The organism is Rhizobium sp. CECT 9324, from assembly GCF_918741265.1.
Classification (GTDB): domain Bacteria; phylum Pseudomonadota; class Alphaproteobacteria; order Rhizobiales; family Rhizobiaceae; genus Allorhizobium.
In genome coordinates, this window is record NZ_CAKKMZ010000001.1 from 2785279 (window position 1) to 2804048 (window position 18770).

Genomic DNA, 18770 nt, shown 5'->3' on the forward strand with positions numbered 1-18770 from the left:
TGTCTGCTCAGTCCCTGAGAATACCGCCCGCCGCCACGATAGCCTCCGGCGTATCGACATCAAGCCGCGCTGCCACGCCGATTTCAACATCGATCACCGGCAGGCCGGCACTTTCGATCACCGGACGTGCGCCAATATCGCCTTCGATCGCCTTGAGCGCTTCGAAGGTGGAACGCGGCAGGATGACCGGATTGCCGCGCTGCCCGTCAGCGACGGCACGAACGATTGCCGTTCCGGACGCCTTGGAAAATGCCTTTGCCAGCGCCCTGATATCGTCCGTGGCGACATTCGGCATATCGGCAAGCAGCACCATCATGCCCGGAGCCTCCGAGACATCTGTTTGTTCAAGCCCTGCCTTTAGCGAGCTCGCCATGCCGGTCGCGTAGTGTGGATTATCGATGATCGTCACATCCAGCCCTTGAAGCGCGGCGGATACTTCATCGCCGCGATGCCCGACGACGACATGCACCTTCCCTATCTTTGCCTCGACCGCCTGACGCGCAACCCGATGCACAAGCGCCTCGCCGCCGAATTCCGCCAGCAGCTTGTGCTGCCCGCCTTCTCCCATGCGACTTGCCCGACCCGCTGCAAGGATGACGACGGCAATTTCCTCTGCTTTGTGATCGGCCGTAGCCATCAGACGCGGCAGCGGCCGGCTCGGGATTTCCATCAACAATCCTCCAACACCAAGACCGGTCAAATCGTCACGTGTCGGCACCTCGCCGGCAAGCAGGCGGCTGAGCACCCAATCGAAACCATTCTCTTTCGGCGATCGCGCACAGCCCGGCGCACCGATCACCGGCACGTCGCCGAGATAACCGAGCACCAGGAGATTGCCGGGATCGACCGGGAGCCCAACCTGGACAACCCGCCCGCCCGCCAGCCGGATCGCTTCCGGAATGACATCCTGCGGATCGCTCATCGCCGACGCGCCGAAGACGATGATCATGGCGGGCAGCGTCTTCTCAGTGCTCTGTGGAGCCGCAATCGCAGTTTTCATCGCTTCTGCAACGGCCTTGGCCCGATGCGCCACGCGAACTTCCGAGGTGAGTTCGCTGCTGGACGAAACGAGCCGCTGCTGCAGAACCCTGGCTGTCTTGTCCATCACCGACGCTTTCAGCGATGGCAAGGTCGTGGCGACCAGAGACACGGCATGGGCGACATACGGTTTCAGTTGAAAAGCGGGGCCTGTTTGCAGCAGCTGACAGGCCTGTTCGACCCAGCGTCCGGCGACCGCGAGCGGGATGATCTTGATCGTCGCAACCAGATCCCCGGTCCGGACATCGGCATGATCGGCCAGACAGGCGAGCGTGATGGCGGGATCGATGCGATTGAACCGATCGACCACCGATTTGTCCGCAACAAAAAGACCATTGGCTTCGGCATAGAAATTGACCCTGCCCGTGGTCGCTGGCGAACGCCGAATTTCAATGCTGTCCAGCATCTCAGCGAGCTTTTGAGCCGCAGCATCTTCACCGAGATCGCCCGGCTCCATACAGCAAGCGATCACCGAGGAAATACCCTCTGCGCGCAATGCATCCAGGTCGCGGGCCTCCAGCACATGGCCCTTGGCCAGTTTTCCAGATTCAAGCGAAATCGAATGGGCCAAGACTGCGCCCAAGGCTTCATCGACCGCCACGCTGCCGAAGATCATGCGGCGTCCCCTGTCGACGAGACAAGCGTGCGGCGGCGAAAGGCGCGGATGATGTCCGCCAACACCGCAACGGCGATTTCCGCCGGTGTCGCCGCCCCGATGTCGAGCCCGATCGGTGCAGAGATCGTCCCGATCTGCTCAGGCCCGAAGCCTGCCGTCAGCAGCCGTTCGACCCGCTTGCCATGGGTTTTTCGACTTCCAAGCGCACCGACATAGAAACAGTGCGCCTCAAGTGCAGCAGCAATCGCCGGATCGTCGATCTTGGGGTCATGGGTGACAGCCACCAAGGCGCTATAGCGATCGAGCGGACGCTGCGGGAAAACGTCCTGTGGCCAGTCGGCGATCAGCTCGACATCGGCGAAGCGCTCCGGCGTCGCAAAGGCGGTACGCGGATCGATGATCGTCACGTCGAAATCGGCAAGCTGGGCCATCGGCACCAGTGCCTGACTGATATGTACGGCACCGATCACCACGATGCGCGGCAGCGGAAGATAGACATTAAGGAAATGGTGCCGGTCATCGATCTGCACCGCCCCGGCTTTCCCCGAAAGGAAATGCTGCGCAACCGCCTCGCCAAGCGGGCCGTCAACATCCTCGCCTTCCAGAACCAGCCTGTCATGGCCATTCGCCAGGTCTGTCACCAGCATGACAGCGCTGCGCGTGCGTCTGGCCGCGTTCAGAGCCTTCAGATGCGCCGGATCCATCAGCCGAGCCTTTCGACATAGACACGAATGCGCCCGCCGCAGGACAGGCCGACCCGCCAGGCAGTTTCATCCGCCACCCCGAATTCGAGCATCTTCGGCTGCCGGCTGTCCAGCACGTCGAGCGCTTCGGTGATCACCGCGCCCTCGACACAGCCGCCGGACACCGACCCCTCGAAATTGCCGTCGCGATCGATCACCAAATGGCTGCCGACGGGCCGAGGCGCCGAGCCCCAGGTCTCGACCACCGTGGCGATGGCGACATCGCGGCCTTCCCCGATCCATTCTTCAGCAATCACCAGCGGATCATGCCGCAAGCTGTCTTTGGTCATGACACACCTTTCATGGATGCAAGGAACCGACGCGGATCGGCGTCTCTCTCGGGCGGGCCGGACAACGCCCTGACAAGGTCGCCCAAGGCCTCGAGATTGTGAACCGCACGCAATTCGTCAACATGCGGCAACATCGCCCGGACCCCGCGCGCTCTAGCCTCGAAACCTGAAAACCGCAACAGCGGGTTCAGCCAGACCAGTCTGCGGCACGAGCGGTGCAATCGGTCGACCTCCACGCCCAGGGTCTCGACATCATCCCGCTCCAGACCGTCAGTGATCAGAAGCACGACGGCGCCCTGGCCCAGAACGCGGCGTGCCCATTGGCGATTGAACAGTCGCAGTGTCTCGCCGATACGGGTGCCGCCCGACCAGTCGGCCACGGCATCCGTGCATTGGTCGATCGCCTCGTCCGGATCGCGATGGCGTAGTTGCCGCGTGACGTTGGTCAGCCGCGTGCCGAACAGGAAGGTATGCACCCGTTGCCGGCGCTCGCTCAGCACATGCAGGAAATGCAGGAAGATCCGGCTGTACTGGCTCATCGAACCCGAAATGTCGGCAAGCACCACCAGCGGCGGCGGACGCTGACGCCGTTCGCGAAAACGCGGCAGCATCAGATCGCCTCCGGTTCTGAGCGCCTGGCGCATGCTGGCCCTCTGGTCAACGTAGCGACCCCGTGTCGACGCACGGAAACGCCTCGTCGATACCTTGTCGAAGGGCATGGCAAGGCGTTCGATTTCCCGTCGTGCCTGCGCCAGTTCGCCTGAAGTCATCTGGCCGAAATCCATCTGCCGCAGCACTTCCTGGCCTGACACGGTCAACCGGGCATCAATCTCGATATCGGGTTCGTTGCGTTCCCGCGCTGGCCTGTTCTTCTCGGCAAACAGCGCATCGCTGACCCGCGCCGATCCCGGTTTCGGTTTTTGCCGCTCACTGAGATCCATCGCCACCGGTGACATCAGCGCGATCATCTTGCCGACAAGGTCGCGACCGCGCCAGAAGATCGCAAAAGCCTCGTCGAACACCGGCTGATCCTCATGCCGCTTGACGAAGATCGAAGCCATTGCCGCATGAAACTCCAACCGGGAACCAATACCAATCGTATCAATGGCTTCGATAGCGTCGATCACCGCCCCCGGGCCCGGCTTCAAGCCGGCCTTGCGCAGCACACGGGCGAAATGCACGATATTGTCGGCCAGTCGGCCCTCTCCCTGAACGGGCAGAGACGCCACGATCCCATCTCTTTTGTCAGGTCCCGCGCCAGGCGTCTGCATCGGCTCAGCCCGCCGCCAGAAGTTCAGCCTTGACCTCCGACAGCACCTTCTGACCATCGCTGCCCTGAATGCGGGCGATATCCTCCTGGTATTTCAGCAGTGTCCCCAGCGTGTCGGCAATGGTTTCCGGATCGAGCGCCAGTCGGTCGAGTTCTGTCAGTGCCGTCGCCCAGTCGATGGTTTCGGCAATGCCCGGGTTCTTGAACAGGTCGATGGTCCGCAATCGCTGCACATAGGCAACGATCTGCCGCGAAAGCTGTTCATTGCAGCCCGGAACCTTGCGGCGGATGATGGCCAACTCGTCGGCCGCCGTCGGATAGTCCACCCAATGGTAGAGGCAGCGCCGTTTCAACGCATCATGCACCTCGCGGGTCCGATTGCTGGTGACGATGACGATGGGCGGTTCGGCCGCCTTCACCGTGCCGAACTCCGGGATGGTCACCTGGAAATCGGACAGCACTTCCAGCAGGAAAGCCTCGAAGGCCTCGTCGGTGCGGTCGAGTTCATCGATCAGGAAGACCGGCGCCCGGCCGGGAGCGCTCTGCAGAGCCTGAAGAACCGGCCGGCGGATCAGGTATCGCTCGGAAAAGATGTCATGTTCGAGACGGTCGCGATCGGATACACCGGCGGCTTCCGCCATGCGGATCTCCAGCATCTGTGCCGGATAGTTCCATTCATAGACGGCGGATGCGACGTCCAGACCCTCATAGCACTGCAGTCGGATCAGCGGTCTATCAAGGGCTTTGGCCAGCACCTTGGCGACCTCGGTCTTGCCGACCCCCGCTTCGCCCTCGAGAAACAGCGGCCGTTTCATCTTCAACGCCAGAAACAACACGGTCGCCAGCGACCGACCGGCGAGATAATCCTCGGCCGCAAGAATTTCCACAACAGAATCAATTGATTCCGGCAGTCCCTTTGTAGAGGTATCCGCCATGTCTCCTCCTGTTTGAGAAAGAGCTTACAGCGTGTGGTAGCCCCGGTCCAGATAGATGAGCGGGGCGTTTTTCGGGCCAAAATGCACCGCCTTGACCTCACCGAACAGGACGGTATGGGTGGCCGTCACCTTGCGATCCACGACAACGCAGTCGAAGGCGGCTACCGCCTCGACAAGCACAGGCGATCCGGTCGCCATCACCTGCCATTCGGCCAGCGCAAATCGCTCGTCGACGGAAAGACCATCGAAACCGGCAAAGGCATTGGCCAGCGGACGATGGTGATCGGAAAGCGAATTCAGGGCGAAATGCCCGCTTTCGAACATGACGATGTTATTGGCATTGCCATTGTTCAGGCAGACAAGAACGGTGGGGGGCTTGTCCGACACCGAGCAGGCCGCGGTAATCGTCACACCGCGCCGGATCCCGTCATGCTGGGTGGTCACGATCTGCACATGGCCGGCATAGCGGCTCATCGCGTCGCGATAGATGACCGGATCCAAATTCTCGATTTTCAAATGCCGTCTCCCTGCACGTCCAAGCTCCGTAGCCGAGGCGAATATGGGCCGCAAGCCTTACCTTTTCCACAACGGGCCGGCCGCCTTGAAAAAAGCACCAAAGAGAAAGCCAAGCTCGGCACATTTCCAAACGGCAAACCTTTGCGCTAGGATCATCGCGACAGAGATGGAAATGACCCGATGAAGCGCCTGCTGATCACCACCGCCCTTCTGCTTGCCGGCATTGCCGGCTCCGAGGCAAAGCCGCTGACATTGGCGGTCGTGGCCCCGAAAACCGGCATGTTTGCACCGCTTGGCGATCAGGTCCGCCACGGCGCGCAACTGGCAGCCAGCCGGCTTTCCATCGACCTCGTCGAGATCGACGAAAACTGCGAGGCCGGTAGCGGCCCCGACATTGCGAAAAAGATCACCGAGGCTGAGGTCACGGCCGCGATCGGTTTCCTCTGCAGCGAAAGCCTCGAGGGCGGGCTGCCCCTTCTCGCGGACAAGAACATCCCGGCCATCTCGCTATCGGTGCGCTGGAAAGGACTGATGGAGGATGCGGCCAAGCAAGGCTGGCCTTTCTTCAGACTTGCGCCGACGGCAGAATCCGAAGTGCAGATACTCACCGACTTCATTCTGCGCGATTGGGCGAGCGAACCCGTGGCACTTCTGGAGGACGGTACCATCCGTGGCCGCGAACTCACCGAGGCGATCCGCAACAGCCTGGAAGAACGCGGTCTGAAGCCCGTCTTCACCGACACCTTGCGTCCGGGTCAGGAGCAGCAGCTGGCTCTGGTCCGCCGCCTTCAGAAGGCTGGCGCGACGCATGTCTTCATCGGCGGTGACCGCAATGATGTCGCGATCATCGCCCGCGACGCGGCCGCGGAGAAAATCCCCCTGACGATTTTGGCCGGTGATGCGATGCAGGCCGCCGACGAGCCCGTGCCGCTGCGCAATGGCGTCATGGCCGTGGCGTTGACGGAGACACCGGAAGGCCCATCGGCGGACGAGGTAAACGCGGCCCTGGCCGAGCAAAATCGCCCGCCGGACGGCTATCTACTGCCAGCGCATGCCGCAGTCACCATCGTCGCGGACGCAGCCGGTATATCGTCGGCCATGGGCACGCCCCTGACGGATGCCCTCACAGGCACCATGTTCGAGACGGTGATTGGACCGATCACCTTCACCGAGGGGCATGAACTGGCAGATAACCCTTATCGGATTGTCGAGTGGAAGGACGGCGTCTTTGTACCTGTCGCCGCAAGCACCCAGTAGGAATGCTAGTCACGATAGGGCCAGAAGGCCTGGCTGAACACGCCGCCGTCGACCCAGATCGTCTGGCCGGTGACGAAACTCGACTGATCGCCGGCCAGAAACAGGGCGGGGCCTGCGAGATCCTCGGGCGTACCGACACGTCTTAGCGGCGTGACATCACCCCAAGTCTTGCCGTAGTCCGGCGCTTCGGCTTGCGTCCTTGCCGTTTCAATGGCGCCTGGCGCGATGCAGTTGACCCGGATGCCATAAGGCCCCAGTTCCACCGCCGACACCTTGGTAAACTGCTCGATGCCGCCCTTGGAGGCCGTGTAGTCGACGAGTTTGGGAAAGGCGAGCTTGTTACAGCCGGAGCCGAGATTGATGATCGAGCCGCCCTTGCCTGCATCGATCATGCGCTGCGCGGTCAGCTTGGTATTGAGGAACGTGCCCTTGAGATTGGTCCGAATGACCATGTCCCAGCGCTCCTCGGACAACTCAAGCAGCGGCGCCCAGGTCTGGATTCCGGCATTGTTGATCAGCACATCCGGCGCCTGCCCCGCCCATGAGATGGCCTGATCGAGGAAACTTGCGACGGCGGCACTATCGGCAACGTCGGTATCGTGCCCGATCACCCGGACGCCATGATGGGCAACGTCCTGCACCACTTCGTCAGCCGCATCCATCTGGCCGAGATGGGTGAAGGCAATGTCGTAGCCTGCTGCCGCAAACGCATGGACCAGATGCCGGCCGATACCTGAACTGCCGCCGGTGATAATGGTAAATTTGTGCATGTCCGTCCTCCCTGCCGGGGCTCCACCCCGTTGACGATGGATGACGGGACCGCTGCCAACAGTCAAGATCGCACAGCGCGGGATCCCGCCTACCTGCCAAGATCGTCGGGGCCCACGACGGTTGCCGCGAAAGGCACGCGATGCTATGGGCAGCCGCAACAACGACTGCCATCGAGGACCCTGCCCCATGACCCGCCCGCTGCTGATTTCGCCTTCCATTCTTGCTGCCGATTTCGCCAGGCTTGGACAGGAAGTCTCCGATGTCGTCGATGCCGGTGCCGAATGGGTGCATCTCGACGTGATGGATGGCCACTTTGTCCCGAATATCTCCTTCGGACCTGCCGTGATCAAGGCACTTCGCCCGCATACCAAGGCGATCTTCGACTGCCACCTGATGATTGCGCCGGCGGATCCTTACCTCGCTGCCTTCGCCGATGCCGGCTGCGACATCATCACCGTGCATGCCGAAGCCGGTCCGCATCTGCACCGCTCGCTGCAGACCATTCGGGCCCTTGGCAAGAAGGCCGGCGTGTCGCTCAATCCGGCAACGCCACTCTCAGCCATCGAGCATGTGATGGACGATCTCGACCTGATCCTGGTCATGACCGTCAATCCGGGTTTCGGCGGCCAGAAATACATCCCCGCCATGACCGACAAGATCGCCAAGGCAAATGCCTTGATCGGCAACCGACCGATCAACCTCGAAGTCGACGGCGGCATCACGGCGGCGACGGCGCCGCTGGTCACCAAGGCCGGTGCGAATGTGCTGGTCGCGGGCTCCGCCATCTATCAGGGCAAGGGCGTTGACGACTACCGCAAAACGATCGACACTCTGCGCATGGCGGCCAAAGGAGGAAGGGCTTGAGGCGATTGAAGGAATGCACCGTGGCTCGCGCCGCCATATGCCTTCCGCTGCCGACAAGTGCCAGTGATATCGCATGCCTTTCGCCGCAGATCCCATGACGACGAGCGCAGCGACATTCTCGCGCGGATCAAGGCCCGTTTCCCGATTTTCGGCCAGCCGACCGCCCGCAACGCTCTGGTTTTTCGGCGCAATCGCCTGGGGTCTGGCAATGGCCGGATGTTTCACCCTGTCCGTCCATCTGCTGGGACGATCCGGCGGCAGTCACCAGCCGCTTCTTGCCTTCATTTACGGCGCCGGTGGCGCTCTGGCCTGGCTGACCGCTCTGCCAATAATCCGCGTCGCTGCCTTCGGCCGACAGTCGGAAACGGTACTGGCCGCCTGGTTCCTCTTTCTCGGCATGGGCACGATCGCCGTGACCGCCGGGCTTTTCGCCCTGCAATACCGCATTTTTTATGCGCAATGGCACGCGCCTTTTCTATCTCGCGTTTGGTTTCTACAGCAGATCTTTACGAGCGCGTCCGCGCTTTACCAGTTTGCCGTGCTCGGCCTGCGCCACTTCCTCCCCTTCGCATTTTTGCTTCTGTTTGTCGTCAGCCTCGCTATGTCGCGCCGTAACCGTTGAGCTTGTCGGTGGTCTTTGCTAAAGCGGGCCAGCTTGCGTAAGCCAGTCTCCCGTTTGAACGAAAGAAATCCCGATGATCCCGCGCTATTCCCGGCCAGAAATGGTCGCCATCTGGTCGCCCGAAACCAAGTTCCGCATCTGGTTCGAGATCGAGGCCCACGCCTGCACCGCGCTCGCCAATCTCGGCGTAATTCCGCAGGAATCCGCCAGGACCATCTGGGAAAAGGGCTCGGCTGCGGAATTCGACGTCGCCCGCATCGACGAGATCGAAGCCGTCACCAAGCATGACGTCATCGCATTCCTGACGCATCTCGCCGAATTCATCGGCCCCGACAGCCGTTTCGTGCATCAGGGCATGACATCGTCGGACGTGCTCGACACCACGCTGAACATCCAGTTGGTGCGCGCTGCCGACCTCTTGCTGGCAGACATGGACCGGGTTCTGAATGCCCTCAAGACCCGCGCCTTCGAACACAAGGACACGGTCCGCATCGGTCGCAGCCACGGCATTCATGCCGAACCGACGACGATGGGCCTGACCTTTGCCCGTTTCTACGCCGAGATGCACCGCAACCGCGCCCGCCTGGTCGCCGCCCGTGCCGAAATCGCCACTGGTGCGATCTCGGGCGCCGTCGGCACGTTTGCCAATATCGATCCAAGCGTCGAGGAATATGTCTGTGAACAGCTGGGATTGGTCGCCGAACCGATCTCGACCCAGGTCATCCCGCGCGACCGCCATGCGATGTTTTTCGCCACGCTTGGCGTCATCGCCTCGTCGATCGAAAACGTCGCCATCGAAATCCGCCACATGCAGCGCACCGAAGTTCTGGAAGCCGAAGAGTTCTTCTCACCGGGCCAGAAGGGCTCCTCCGCCATGCCGCACAAGCGCAACCCGGTCCTGACCGAGAACCTGACCGGCCTTGCCCGTCTCGTACGCATGTCGGTCGTCCCGGCACTGGAAAACGTGGCGCTGTGGCACGAGCGCGATATCAGCCATTCGAGCGTTGAGCGCGCAATCGGCCCAGACACGACGATCACCCTCGATTTTGCCCTGAACCGCTTGGCCGGAGTCATAGAGAAGCTGGTGATCTACCCGGAAAACATGCTTGCAAACATGAACAAGTTCAAAGGCTTGGTCATGAGCCAGCGCGTATTGCTCGCACTGACGCAGGCCGGCATCTCGCGCGAAGACAGCTACCGTCTCGTCCAGCGCAACGCCATGAAGGTCTGGGAAAAGGGTGCTGATTTCCTCGAGGAACTGCTCGCCGACGACGAAGTTCGCGCAGCACTTCCGGAAGCGGAAATCCGCGAAAAATTCGACCTCGGCTATCACACCAAACATGTCGACACGATTTTCAGACGCGTCTTCGGCTGAGCCGCACGGAACACGATGACGATCATGGCCCGGCGCTTTGAGCGACCGGGCCTTTTTCTTTCTCCAGGCGCAGAGCTTTACTCAGCGCGGCGACGACACCACAAGCTTTCGGTACAGGTGCCATGTCGCGTGACCGAGGATCGGCATGATCACCACAAGGCCGACCATCATGGTCGCCATGCCGACCGCAAGCGATGCGGCCACGATCAGCCCCCAGACGACAACGGGCACCGGGTTGAGCATGCTGACCCGAACCGACGTGTGCACCGCGGTCGCCGCCCCGGCGTCGCGATCGAGAAGCAGCGGAAACGCCACAATGCTGATCACCAGAGCAATCAGGGCAAGCGCGAATCCGATCAGATTGCCCCAGACAATCAGCGCCATGGCGTTCGGATGCGAAAGCACGCCAGAGGCAAAGCCGATAAAACCGGGCGCCGGATAGTCGCCGATGAAATGCAGATAGAGCGCCCGAGCCGTGATCAGCCAGACCATGAACAAAGTCAGCAGATAGAGGCTCATCATCAGCAGGGAAGGCAGGGCCGGAGACTTGCGCAGGGCAAAGACATGCGACCAGCTCGTATCATCGCCCCTCTCCCGCCGCCGGCTGATTTCCATCAGGCCAAGCGCAAGCAGTGGCCCCAGAAGCGCAAAGCCGGACATCAGCGGATAGACCATCGGCAGCAGCTCGACCCCGGCACTCCATGCGATCATGATCGCGCCCGCGATAGGATAGATCAGGCAGACAAAGGCATAATGCGACGGCTGTTCGCGAAAGTCGTCAACGCCCGCGCGCAGCGCATCGAAGACATCCTCCACCGTTATGCGCCGTATATCCGGCCGTTCCAGAACACCGGCTGAGCCGGTCATGACATGAAAGTTCGACATCCTCATTTCCTCCTCAAGCAAAGCAAGTCTGCAGTCTGGCAATGAAATTCAGAAGGCGGTACGTCTCATACCGTCGCGTCCACCCGGCAGTCGCCGGCGTAAGCCTGGTGCGAGGTCACCGATAGGTGGCGGTTGTTTTTCAACGATACTGTACGTCTGATCGGTCTGATCTCCAACAGATTTCAATCGCCCGGCAGAGGCGTCTCCTGCGACCGATGAACGACCCGCCCCCCCCGTAGTGCCTGTTGGTTTTCTCCGCCCGACACGGCGCCATGCCAATTTTTCGCGCCACCTATGCGCTCGGGCATCTTGACGTCGGAAGGAGGCGAACGCAGATAGGGCGCATGAAAGTCTCTGAAGCAGATATCCTCATCGTCCCCGGCTACACCAATTCTGGCCCAGACCACTGGCAGAGCCGCTGGGAGACAAAACTCTCCACCGCACGCCGAGTCGAACAGGCGGAGTGGACAAAGCCCGTGCGCGAAGACTGGGTCGCCCGGCTGGTTGCCGAGGTCAACGCATCGACACGCCCAGTCGTGCTGGTGGCGCATTCGCTCGGTGTTCCGACTGTGATTCATGCCGTGCCGCAATTCAAGCAGCGTGTTGCCGGCGCGTTTCTGGTCGCCCCGCCAGATGTGGCCAACGCCGAAATCAGGCCGAAACACTTGATGACATTCGGACCGTACCCGCGCGATCCGCTGCCTTTTCCATCGGTGATGGTTGCCAGCCGCAACGACCCGTTTGGCGCCTACGACCATGCCGAGGACGTCGCCAACAGCTGGGGATCTCTTTTGGTAGACGCCGGCGAGTCCGGCCATATCAACGCAGATTCAGGGCATGGACCCTGGCCGGAAGGCACGATGGTTTTCGCGCAATTTATCGGAAAACTGAAATAAGGGATGATCGCTTCAAATCGGTACAATGCGCAAGATATGCGGATCGTTTCCGAACTATACCCTTAGTTTTATTAGCATTGCGCATTAAAGCGATATTAAGACGAAAAACCTAGCATGGCACGATGTTCTGCGTTCCATGTGAGCAAAGCTATTGCAGCCAAACTTTCTTTATCAGGACCCATCCGGCATAGACCGGCAAATCGGCATCGAAAGCATGCCGATCGCGGCAGCGTTAATCGATGCAAGTTGTGCGCTGATTGTCGAGAATGTGGCGTTTTCGGCGCTCACGACTGAGTTCCGTGCAGGCTCATCTAGTCTCATGGATTCGCTGCATCCAGACGATCGCCCACTTTTTCTGGCGGCCCTGTCGTCAGCCTTTACGGGCTCGATCATCAGCAATCTGGAGATCCGATTTGGCACCACCCAGGCATATGCAACATGCCTGGCCGCCCTATCATCCCAAGTGACCGACGAGGGCGGACTTCAGGCCCTGGTGCAGCTGACGGACATCTCTGCGCTGAAAGCCACGATCGCGGATCTCGAAATCAACGCAAGCCGCTGGAACAATGCGCTGCGCAGCTCGCTTTCCGGCGTCTGGGACCAGCGCTTTGACGGCCAGCTCTACTACTCGGACGTCTGGCGCGAGTTGCGCGGCATGGCACCGGAGGATCCAATCCCGACGACCACTGAGCAATGGCTCGAAATGGTCCACCCCCAGGACCGCGAAAGGACGCTTCATTGCATCGCGCGGCAGAATGCCGGCGACCCGGACTACACGGTTTTCCAGTATCGCGAGCGCCACAAGGATGGCCACTATATCTGGATCGAATGCCGCGGAGCCTGCGTCGAATGGGACGAAAACGGCCAGCCGGCACGCATAACGGGGACGGATACGGACGTCACTGCGCGCAAGGAACAGGAAGAATGGCTGGAGCGCATTTCGCGGCGCTTGAAACTTGCGCTCGACGTGTCGAGGATCGGCGTGTTCGAAACCGATTTCGCATCCGGTACCAGCGACTGGGATGACAGCATGCGGCGTATCTTCGAGGTCAAGAAGGGGGACGACATCCGCATAGGCGAGTTTTGGGAATCGAAGCTCCATCCGGATGACAGGGCGCGCACCCTGGCCCATGTCGAGAAGCACATCAGCAAACTGCAACCCTTCACCGACGATTATCGCATCATCGCAGACGACGGTTCGGTGCGGTATATTCGCTCCAACAGCCTGCCCTATATCGATCACGACGGCCACCTCAAGATGATCGGCGTCAACTGGGACGTGAGCGAGGATCATCGCCTGCGCCAGGAACTCGAACGGGCCAAGACATTGGCTGAAGCGCGCAATGCCGAACTGGAGCAGACCCGGGCGACGGCCGAATACAGCGCGCTCCATGACTATCTGACCGGCCTGCCAAATCGCCGCTATCTCGAAACAAAGCTCGACGAATGGCAGAAATCAAAAACCAATACCTTCGGCCGGCTGGCCGTCTTGCATGTCGATCTCGATCGCTTCAAGCAGATCAATGACACGCTGGGCCATAGCGCGGGAGACGCCATGCTCAAACATGCGGCCAGTATCCTGCGCACCAATATTCGTGCCAGTGATTTTGTCGCGCGCATCGGCGGAGACGAATTCGTCCTGCTCGTCGCCTTCGACGGCAAGACCAAAACACTGTCTCAATTGGCCGATCGGATCATCGCCGAACTCAGCCAACCCGTAACCCACGATGGCCATCAATGCCGCTTCGGGGCCAGTATCGGCATTTCCCATTCTGATGGCGATATCATCGATCCGCAGCAAATGCTGTTGAACGCCGATATCGCCCTCTACAACGCCAAGAACCTAGGCCGGAATCGCCACGAATTTTATTCGCAGGGCAGCCGCAAGATCCTCGCCAATCACCGGCGACTGTCGGACGATCTTCTGCATGCGCTGGAAAACAACGAAATCGTCCCTTTCTATCAGTTGCAGTTCGACGCACGCAGCCGCGCAGTGGTCGGCGCAGAGTGCCTAGCGCGATGGCAGCATCCGGAACATGGCCTATTGGCGCCGGACCGCTTCCTGCCGATCGCTGAAGAAATGAGTGTCCTGGCTCGGATTGATGGCCTCATCCTCGAGAAAGCTCTCGTCGATTTCAGGCAGTGGCGCGCGATGGGCCTGGGCATCCCCAAGATTTCCGTGAATGTCTCCGCCAAACGGCTGAACGACCCGAAACTGCCGCAATTGCTGACCGACCTCGATATCGAACCGGGAATCGTATCGTTCGAACTGCTGGAAACAGTGTTTCTCGACAGCAATGACGCGGTTGCCATGAGCAATCTCGCCCATTTGCGCCATCTGGGCATCGACATCGAGATCGATGACTTCGGCACTGGTCACGCCTCCATTGTCGGCCTTCTCAATCTCAAGCCGAAGACGTTGAAAATCGACCGCCAGCTTATTCACAAACTGCCAAGCAGTCAGGAACAGCGCGCGCTCGCCAAATCGATCATCGGAATAGCGAAGTCGCTCAATATCAGGGTAATCGCAGAAGGGGTCGAAACCGAAGATCATGTCGCCATCCTGAAAAGGCTTGGCTGTCACACGCTTCAAGGCTTCGGATTGGCAAAACCGATGGATTTTATCGCAACGACCGCATTTCTGGCCAAAGGCATTTGATCCGCCCGACAGACATGCGGGCGGACTGTTTTCAGCACATGAGCTTTGAGATCAGGTGTTCTGGATCTGCTCGACGGCCACGACGAGATATTCGGTCATCTTGGCGCGCAGTTCCTCATCGGTGATCGACACGCCACCGGCAGTAAGATCCGCGCGCAGCTTGCGCAACACGTCTTCATCGCCCGCTTCTTCGAAATCGGCAGCCACCACTTCCTTCGCATAAGCATCGGCGTCCTCTTTGCCGAGCAAGCCCGCAGCCCAGAGGCCGATCAGCTTGTTGCGACGGGCTTCAGCCTTGAAGCGTAGTTCCTGGTCATGGGCGAACTTGTTTTCAAACGCCTTTTCGCGATCGCTTATGCCGCTCATCTGCATCTCCCCTTTTATGCCGCCATTGTGCGGTATCGTTTCCCCATTAATCAAAAGGGAGTACAAAGTGCAATGCACACTTCCGCGATTCCGTGTGCGTCGGCCTCGCGGAGAGGTTTTGGTGGGAAGGAGAAACTGCTGCATTGTGAAAACCGAGGTTTTCCGTTAAGGGACCGCTTCGATACCCAACCACTGCGTCCGCAATCGGATGCCAACAACAGAGAAAACCAGCCATGAACCGTCGCCGCCGCGTTTACGAGGGCAAGGCTAAGATCCTCTATGAAGGACCCGAGCCCGGCACGTTGATTCAATTCTTCAAGGATGATGCAACGGCGTTCAACAAGAAGAAACATGAAGTCATCGACGGAAAAGGCGTTCTGAACAACCGCATCTCCGAATATCTCTTCACGCATCTCAACAAGATCGGCATCCCGACGCATTTCATCCGCCGGCTCAACATGCGCGAGCAGTTGATCAAGGAAGTGGAAATGATTCCGCTCGAGATCGTCGTTCGCAATGTCGCTGCCGGCTCCCTGTCTAAGCGATTGGGCATCGAAGAAGGCATCGTGCTTCCGCGCTCGATCATCGAGTTCTATTACAAGTCCGACGCGCTCGCAGATCCTATGGTGTCGGAAGAGCACATTACGGCATTCGGCTGGGCAAGCCCGCCCGAACTCGATGACATCATGGCGCTGGCCATCCGGGTCAACGACTTCCTGTCGGGCCTCTTCCTCGGCATCGGCATCCAGCTCGTCGATTTCAAGATCGAATGTGGCCGCCTCTACGAAGGCGACATGATGCGCATTATCCTGGCGGACGAGATTTCGCCGGACAGCTGCCGTCTGTGGGACATCGAAACCCGCGAAAAGCTCGACAAGGACCGCTTCCGCGAGGATCTTGGCGGCCTGCTCGAAGCCTATCAGGAAGTCGCCAAGCGGCTCGGCATCATCAATGAGAACGAACCGCTGCGTGGCACCGGTCCGGTTCTGGTCAAGTAAGATCTGGAGAAAACGCAAGTGATCAAGGCACGCGTCACCGTTACGTTGAAGAACGGCGTACTCGACCCCCAGGGCAAGGCAATCGAGGGCGCGCTCGGCGCGCTGGGTTTTGAAGGCGTCGGCCAGGTCCGCCAGGGCAAGGTCTTCGACCTCGAAGTCGAAGGCACGGACAAGGCCAAGGCCGAGGCCGACCTCAAGGCGATGTGCGAGAAGCTCCTCGCCAACACGGTTATTGAGAACTATACTATCGCTCTCGCCTAAGGGTTGAAGGAGCGATGGTGCATGGCCGAGATCACGAATGAGCTGATTTTTGACTGCTGAAGAAGATTCAGCATGAAATGTCTGGCTTGAAGTTCGAGATGGCCAGCACCAAAAACGAGCTTAGCAATCTGCGCGGGACGGTCGCCTCCATGCAGATGGACATACATCAGATCTATACGCGGCTGGACCGCGTGGATCAGCGTCTCAGTCGAATTGAAAATCGCCTGGAGCTGCGGGAGCTTCAGGAAGCACAAGCAAGGTTTGAGCCACACCCATGAAGTCCGCCGTCGTCCAGCTCCCCGGCCTCAATCGCGATCGCGACATGATTGCCGCCCTCACCAAGATTTCCGGCCATGCCCCGACTACCATCTGGCAGACCGAAACGCAGATTCCGGACGTTGATCTGATCGTCATCCCGGGCGGCTTCTCCTACGGCGATTACCTGCGTTGCGGCGCGATCGCCGCCCGCATGCCGGTCATGCAGGCGATCAAGGAAAAGGTGGAACAAGGCGTCAAGGTCATCGGCGTCTGCAACGGATTCCAGATCCTGGTCGAAGCCGGCCTGCTTCCCGGCGCACTGATGCGCAATGCGTCTCTGAAATTCGTCTGCAGGGAGATCAAGCTCGAAGTCGTCAACGCCGACACGGACTTCACCCGTGCCTACGCTAAGGGCCAGATCATCCGCTGCCCGGTCGCCCACCATGACGGCAACTATTTCGCCGATGCTGAAACCTTGAAGGCGATCGAAGGCAATGGTCAGGTCGTTTTCCGCTATGCCGACGACACCAATCCAAATGGTTCGGTCAACGATATTGCTGGCGTCATCAACGCCAAGGGCAATGTCATCGGCATGATGCCGCATCCGGAAAACCTGATCGAAGCGGCCCATGGCGGCAATGACGGTCGCGGCATCTTTGCCTCGGCACTCGATGTCATCGCGGCATAATTCAAGCTTCGCTTAACCAAAATGATGCTAGAGAGGCGGCGAACAGCCGGATACCTGCCATGCGCCCCTTTCTCTGCCTTGCCTTTGTTTCAGCCGCAACACTGCTTGCCGCCTGCAAGCCCGAAGCGCCGCCACCGCCGCCGCGTGGGCAATCCGCACTGGATGTGATGGAACTCGTTGCCGTCGCCGCCAATCGCTGCTGGTTCAAATCGGGCGACACGGCCTTCAAGGCCTATTCGATGGCACCGGAACTGAACTCCTTCTCCGGCAAGCCGCGCTTCCTCGTCGTTCGCCGCGGCTCTGCCGACATCCGCCCGCTTCTCGTCGTTCAGGCCGAGGGACGCCCGGCGCGGCTGGATGCTTTTGGACCGATGATGAACGAGACAGGCGCCGACCGCATCCGCAAGGACGTGCTGCACTGGGCAAAGGGTGGCAAAAACTGCTGACGGACCGGCGGAGACGGCCGCATCCTTGACGTGCCATGAGCCGTCATATGTAAAATTTCATTGCCATGTCTCGAAACTCGCCTGAAACTCCACACTGAGAATCACTCAGCGGCGGGACGCTCACAATGAAATCCACCTTGAAAAACTGGCGCCTCGCAGCGCTGGCGATGGTTTTGCTGTGCGTCATCGACATGCCGGCAGCCGCCCAAGCGGCAGACTGGTCGATCGACGAGGCCCGGTTCGGGCTGGCGGGATCAATCCAGTCGCATAGCACCTTCGAAGCAGGATTGTTTCCAAGCGTGACGCTGTTTTTCGATCCATTCGACGCAGTCCATGCTGCCACTTGGCAGGATACATTTTTGAGGCCACGCGTGCATACAGGGGCGATCGTCAGCACATCGGGCGACACCAGCCAGTTTTTCGCGGGTGTAAACTGGACAGTAGACCTGACGCACAGCTTTTTTCTGAACGCGGGCTTTGGCGGCGCCCTGCATGACGGCGATCTGCGTGAAGACGGCACCAATGGCCCCAAACTGGGCTGCCGGGTTCTGTTCAGCGAATTTGCCGCCGCCGGTTTTCGCTTTAATGAAAAACTCGCCATTGTCGCGACCGTGGACCACGCATCGAATGCAAATCTTTGCGGCAATTCCAATGACGGTATCAGCCATGCGGGTCTGTCGCTGGCCTACCGGTTCTAGAGGGTAGCAACGGTGGGCCGGTCTGTCAGGTTGGGATGACGAACCGGCCCATCCCGGACACGTCCGGAACTACAACATTCTCTGCAGCAAACTGACCTTACTCGCCTCGTAAAGCGCTTGTTCACGGGTTATGCCGATGTCGCGCAACTGGCTTTCGCTCAACTCGAGCAAGGCCAGACGGCCACGTCGCTTCGACCACCGCGCGCGCATGTTACCAAATTCTCGAAGCACCAAAAGGCAGGCTCCCTTTATCCAAGAACCACCTTCGGCCCTTGAAGGAATTGTATCTATTGTCACCATTTCTAGACCTGCAATCTA

Annotated in this window: 22 protein-coding genes; 12 read left to right on the top strand and 10 right to left on the bottom strand. The window is 59.9% G+C overall.

The window, feature by feature from the left end; translation table 11 throughout:
• Positions 1–7 precede the first annotated feature (7 nt).
• The 6 genes from LQ231_RS13665 to LQ231_RS13690 are packed head-to-tail and all read right to left on the bottom strand — an operon-like array spanning position 8 to position 5408.
• A complete protein-coding gene (locus tag LQ231_RS13665; protein WP_230171732.1) occupies positions 8–1654 on the bottom strand; it encodes a molybdopterin-binding/glycosyltransferase family 2 protein in 1647 nt (548 codons plus the stop codon).
• Complete coding sequence (locus LQ231_RS13670; RefSeq protein ID WP_230171733.1) at positions 1651–2358, bottom strand: XdhC family protein; 708 nt, start codon at positions 2356–2358, stop codon at positions 1651–1653. The genes LQ231_RS13665 and LQ231_RS13670 overlap by 4 nt, the downstream gene beginning before the upstream one ends.
• Entirely contained in the window at positions 2358–2687 is a 330-nt protein-coding gene (locus tag LQ231_RS13675) for an XdhC family protein (protein WP_113141556.1), read from the bottom strand. Before LQ231_RS13675 ends, LQ231_RS13670 begins: the two co-directional genes overlap by 1 nt.
• Positions 2684–3958: a VWA domain-containing protein gene (locus LQ231_RS13680; protein WP_230171734.1), complete on the bottom strand. Its 1275-nt coding sequence runs from the start codon at positions 3956–3958 to the stop codon at positions 2684–2686. The genes LQ231_RS13675 and LQ231_RS13680 overlap by 4 nt, the downstream gene beginning before the upstream one ends.
• A 4-nt stretch (positions 3959–3962) precedes the next feature.
• On the bottom strand, positions 3963–4892 hold the full coding sequence (locus LQ231_RS13685) for a MoxR family ATPase (RefSeq protein ID WP_230171735.1): 930 nt from the start codon (positions 4890–4892) through the stop codon (positions 3963–3965).
• Positions 4893–4916: 24 nt separating this feature from the next.
• Entirely contained in the window at positions 4917–5408 is a 492-nt protein-coding gene (locus LQ231_RS13690; RefSeq protein ID WP_230171736.1) for a flavin reductase family protein, read from the bottom strand.
• A 180-nt stretch (positions 5409–5588) separates the two neighbouring features.
• On the opposite strand from LQ231_RS13690, the gene LQ231_RS13695 reads away from it, so the two are divergent.
• Positions 5589–6665 (top strand): branched-chain amino acid ABC transporter substrate-binding protein, encoded by a 1077-nt coding sequence (locus LQ231_RS13695; RefSeq protein WP_230171737.1) that lies wholly within the window; start codon positions 5589–5591, stop codon positions 6663–6665.
• Between the two features lie 5 nt (positions 6666–6670).
• Here the strand turns inward: LQ231_RS13695 and LQ231_RS13700 are convergent, their stop codons facing one another.
• Complete coding sequence (locus LQ231_RS13700) at positions 6671–7435, bottom strand: SDR family NAD(P)-dependent oxidoreductase (protein WP_230171738.1); 765 nt, start codon at positions 7433–7435, stop codon at positions 6671–6673.
• Between the two features lie 187 nt (positions 7436–7622).
• Here LQ231_RS13700 and rpe point away from each other — a divergent pair, with 187 nt between their 5' ends.
• The 3 genes from rpe to purB all read left to right on the top strand — a co-directional run bounded on the left by rpe (position 7623) and on the right by purB (position 10297).
• A complete protein-coding gene (gene rpe / locus LQ231_RS13705) occupies positions 7623–8300 on the top strand; it encodes a ribulose-phosphate 3-epimerase (protein ID WP_230171739.1) in 678 nt (225 codons plus the stop codon).
• Between the two features lie 94 nt (positions 8301–8394).
• A complete protein-coding gene (locus LQ231_RS13710; protein WP_230171740.1) occupies positions 8395–8922 on the top strand; it encodes a hypothetical protein in 528 nt (175 codons plus the stop codon).
• A 73-nt stretch (positions 8923–8995) separates the two neighbouring features.
• The gene (gene purB, locus LQ231_RS13715) at positions 8996–10297 is read left to right on the top strand and encodes an adenylosuccinate lyase (protein WP_230171741.1); all 1302 of its coding nucleotides are present in this window, start codon (positions 8996–8998) and stop codon (positions 10295–10297) included.
• 81 nt (positions 10298–10378) lie between these two features.
• Here purB and LQ231_RS13720 read toward each other — a convergent pair whose 3' ends face one another.
• A complete protein-coding gene (locus tag LQ231_RS13720; RefSeq protein WP_230171742.1) occupies positions 10379–11182 on the bottom strand; it encodes a DUF2189 domain-containing protein in 804 nt (267 codons plus the stop codon).
• Between the two features lie 344 nt (positions 11183–11526).
• Between LQ231_RS13720 and LQ231_RS13725 the strand changes: the two genes are divergently transcribed.
• Both LQ231_RS13725 and LQ231_RS13730 read left to right on the top strand, forming a co-directional pair.
• Complete coding sequence (locus LQ231_RS13725) at positions 11527–12078, top strand: alpha/beta hydrolase (protein WP_113141564.1); 552 nt, start codon at positions 11527–11529, stop codon at positions 12076–12078.
• Positions 12079–12229: 151 nt separating this feature from the next.
• Positions 12230–14737 (top strand): bifunctional diguanylate cyclase/phosphodiesterase, encoded by a 2508-nt coding sequence (locus LQ231_RS13730; protein ID WP_230171743.1) that lies wholly within the window; start codon positions 12230–12232, stop codon positions 14735–14737.
• A gap of 51 nt (positions 14738–14788) precedes the next feature.
• Here LQ231_RS13730 and LQ231_RS13735 read toward each other — a convergent pair whose 3' ends face one another.
• Positions 14789–15103, bottom strand: coding sequence for a DUF1476 domain-containing protein (locus LQ231_RS13735; RefSeq protein ID WP_113141566.1), 315 nt, complete (start codon positions 15101–15103; stop codon positions 14789–14791).
• Between the two features lie 233 nt (positions 15104–15336).
• On the opposite strand from LQ231_RS13735, the gene purC reads away from it, so the two are divergent.
• From purC to LQ231_RS13765, 6 genes are all read left to right on the top strand, one after another.
• Positions 15337–16101 carry a phosphoribosylaminoimidazolesuccinocarboxamide synthase gene (gene purC / locus LQ231_RS13740; protein ID WP_007606066.1) on the top strand — a complete coding sequence of 255 codons (765 nt, stop codon included), beginning with the start codon at positions 15337–15339 and terminating at the stop codon, positions 16099–16101.
• Between the two features lie 18 nt (positions 16102–16119).
• Positions 16120–16362: a phosphoribosylformylglycinamidine synthase subunit PurS gene (purS, locus tag LQ231_RS13745; RefSeq protein WP_113141568.1), complete on the top strand. Its 243-nt coding sequence runs from the start codon at positions 16120–16122 to the stop codon at positions 16360–16362.
• 98 nt (positions 16363–16460) lie between these two features.
• Positions 16461–16640 (top strand): hypothetical protein, encoded by a 180-nt coding sequence (locus tag LQ231_RS13750; RefSeq protein WP_230171744.1) that lies wholly within the window; start codon positions 16461–16463, stop codon positions 16638–16640.
• On the top strand, positions 16637–17308 hold the full coding sequence (gene purQ / locus LQ231_RS13755; RefSeq protein WP_230171745.1) for a phosphoribosylformylglycinamidine synthase subunit PurQ: 672 nt from the start codon (positions 16637–16639) through the stop codon (positions 17306–17308). Before LQ231_RS13750 ends, purQ begins: the two co-directional genes overlap by 4 nt.
• Before the next feature lie 59 nt (positions 17309–17367).
• Entirely contained in the window at positions 17368–17754 is a 387-nt protein-coding gene (locus LQ231_RS13760) for a hypothetical protein (RefSeq protein ID WP_230171746.1), read from the top strand.
• A 125-nt stretch (positions 17755–17879) separates the two neighbouring features.
• The gene (locus LQ231_RS13765) at positions 17880–18452 is read left to right on the top strand and encodes an acyloxyacyl hydrolase (protein WP_230171747.1); all 573 of its coding nucleotides are present in this window, start codon (positions 17880–17882) and stop codon (positions 18450–18452) included.
• A 69-nt stretch (positions 18453–18521) separates the two neighbouring features.
• Here the strand turns inward: LQ231_RS13765 and LQ231_RS27290 are convergent, their stop codons facing one another.
• Positions 18522–18752 carry a DUF1127 domain-containing protein gene (locus LQ231_RS27290; protein ID WP_113141573.1) on the bottom strand — a complete coding sequence of 77 codons (231 nt, stop codon included), beginning with the start codon at positions 18750–18752 and terminating at the stop codon, positions 18522–18524.
• Positions 18753–18770: the final 18 nt, after the last annotated feature.

Bases quoted from the DNA above. Each gene is read 5' to 3' on its own strand.
- purQ (WP_230171745.1), top strand. From the start codon at position 16,637: ATGAAGTCCGCCGTCGTCCAGCTCCCCGGCCTCAATCGCGATCGCGAC.
- LQ231_RS13760 (WP_230171746.1), top strand. From the start codon at position 17,368: ATGCGCCCCTTTCTCTGCCTTGCCTTTGTTTCAGCCGCAACACTGCTT.
- LQ231_RS13680 (WP_230171734.1), bottom strand. From the start codon at position 3,958: ATGCAGACGCCTGGCGCGGGACCTGACAAAAGAGATGGGATCGTGGCG.
- purB (WP_230171741.1), top strand. From the start codon at position 8,996: ATGATCCCGCGCTATTCCCGGCCAGAAATGGTCGCCATCTGGTCGCCC.
- LQ231_RS13695 (WP_230171737.1), top strand. From the start codon at position 5,589: ATGAAGCGCCTGCTGATCACCACCGCCCTTCTGCTTGCCGGCATTGCC.
- LQ231_RS13765 (WP_230171747.1), top strand. From the start codon at position 17,880: ATGAAATCCACCTTGAAAAACTGGCGCCTCGCAGCGCTGGCGATGGTT.
- LQ231_RS13675 (WP_113141556.1), bottom strand. From the start codon at position 2,687: ATGACCAAAGACAGCTTGCGGCATGATCCGCTGGTGATTGCTGAAGAA.
- LQ231_RS13720 (WP_230171742.1), bottom strand. From the start codon at position 11,182: ATGTCGAACTTTCATGTCATGACCGGCTCAGCCGGTGTTCTGGAACGG.
- LQ231_RS13725 (WP_113141564.1), top strand. From the start codon at position 11,527: ATGAAAGTCTCTGAAGCAGATATCCTCATCGTCCCCGGCTACACCAAT.
- LQ231_RS27290 (WP_113141573.1), bottom strand. From the start codon at position 18,752: ATGGTGACAATAGATACAATTCCTTCAAGGGCCGAAGGTGGTTCTTGG.
- LQ231_RS13700 (WP_230171738.1), bottom strand. From the start codon at position 7,435: ATGCACAAATTTACCATTATCACCGGCGGCAGTTCAGGTATCGGCCGG.
- LQ231_RS13735 (WP_113141566.1), bottom strand. From the start codon at position 15,103: ATGAGCGGCATAAGCGATCGCGAAAAGGCGTTTGAAAACAAGTTCGCC.
- purC (WP_007606066.1), top strand. From the start codon at position 15,337: ATGAACCGTCGCCGCCGCGTTTACGAGGGCAAGGCTAAGATCCTCTAT.
- LQ231_RS13670 (WP_230171733.1), bottom strand. From the start codon at position 2,358: ATGGATCCGGCGCATCTGAAGGCTCTGAACGCGGCCAGACGCACGCGC.
- rpe (WP_230171739.1), top strand. From the start codon at position 7,623: ATGACCCGCCCGCTGCTGATTTCGCCTTCCATTCTTGCTGCCGATTTC.
- LQ231_RS13710 (WP_230171740.1), top strand. From the start codon at position 8,395: ATGACGACGAGCGCAGCGACATTCTCGCGCGGATCAAGGCCCGTTTCC.
- LQ231_RS13750 (WP_230171744.1), top strand. From the start codon at position 16,461: ATGGCCAGCACCAAAAACGAGCTTAGCAATCTGCGCGGGACGGTCGCC.
- LQ231_RS13665 (WP_230171732.1), bottom strand. From the start codon at position 1,654: ATGATCTTCGGCAGCGTGGCGGTCGATGAAGCCTTGGGCGCAGTCTTG.
- LQ231_RS13685 (WP_230171735.1), bottom strand. From the start codon at position 4,892: ATGGCGGATACCTCTACAAAGGGACTGCCGGAATCAATTGATTCTGTT.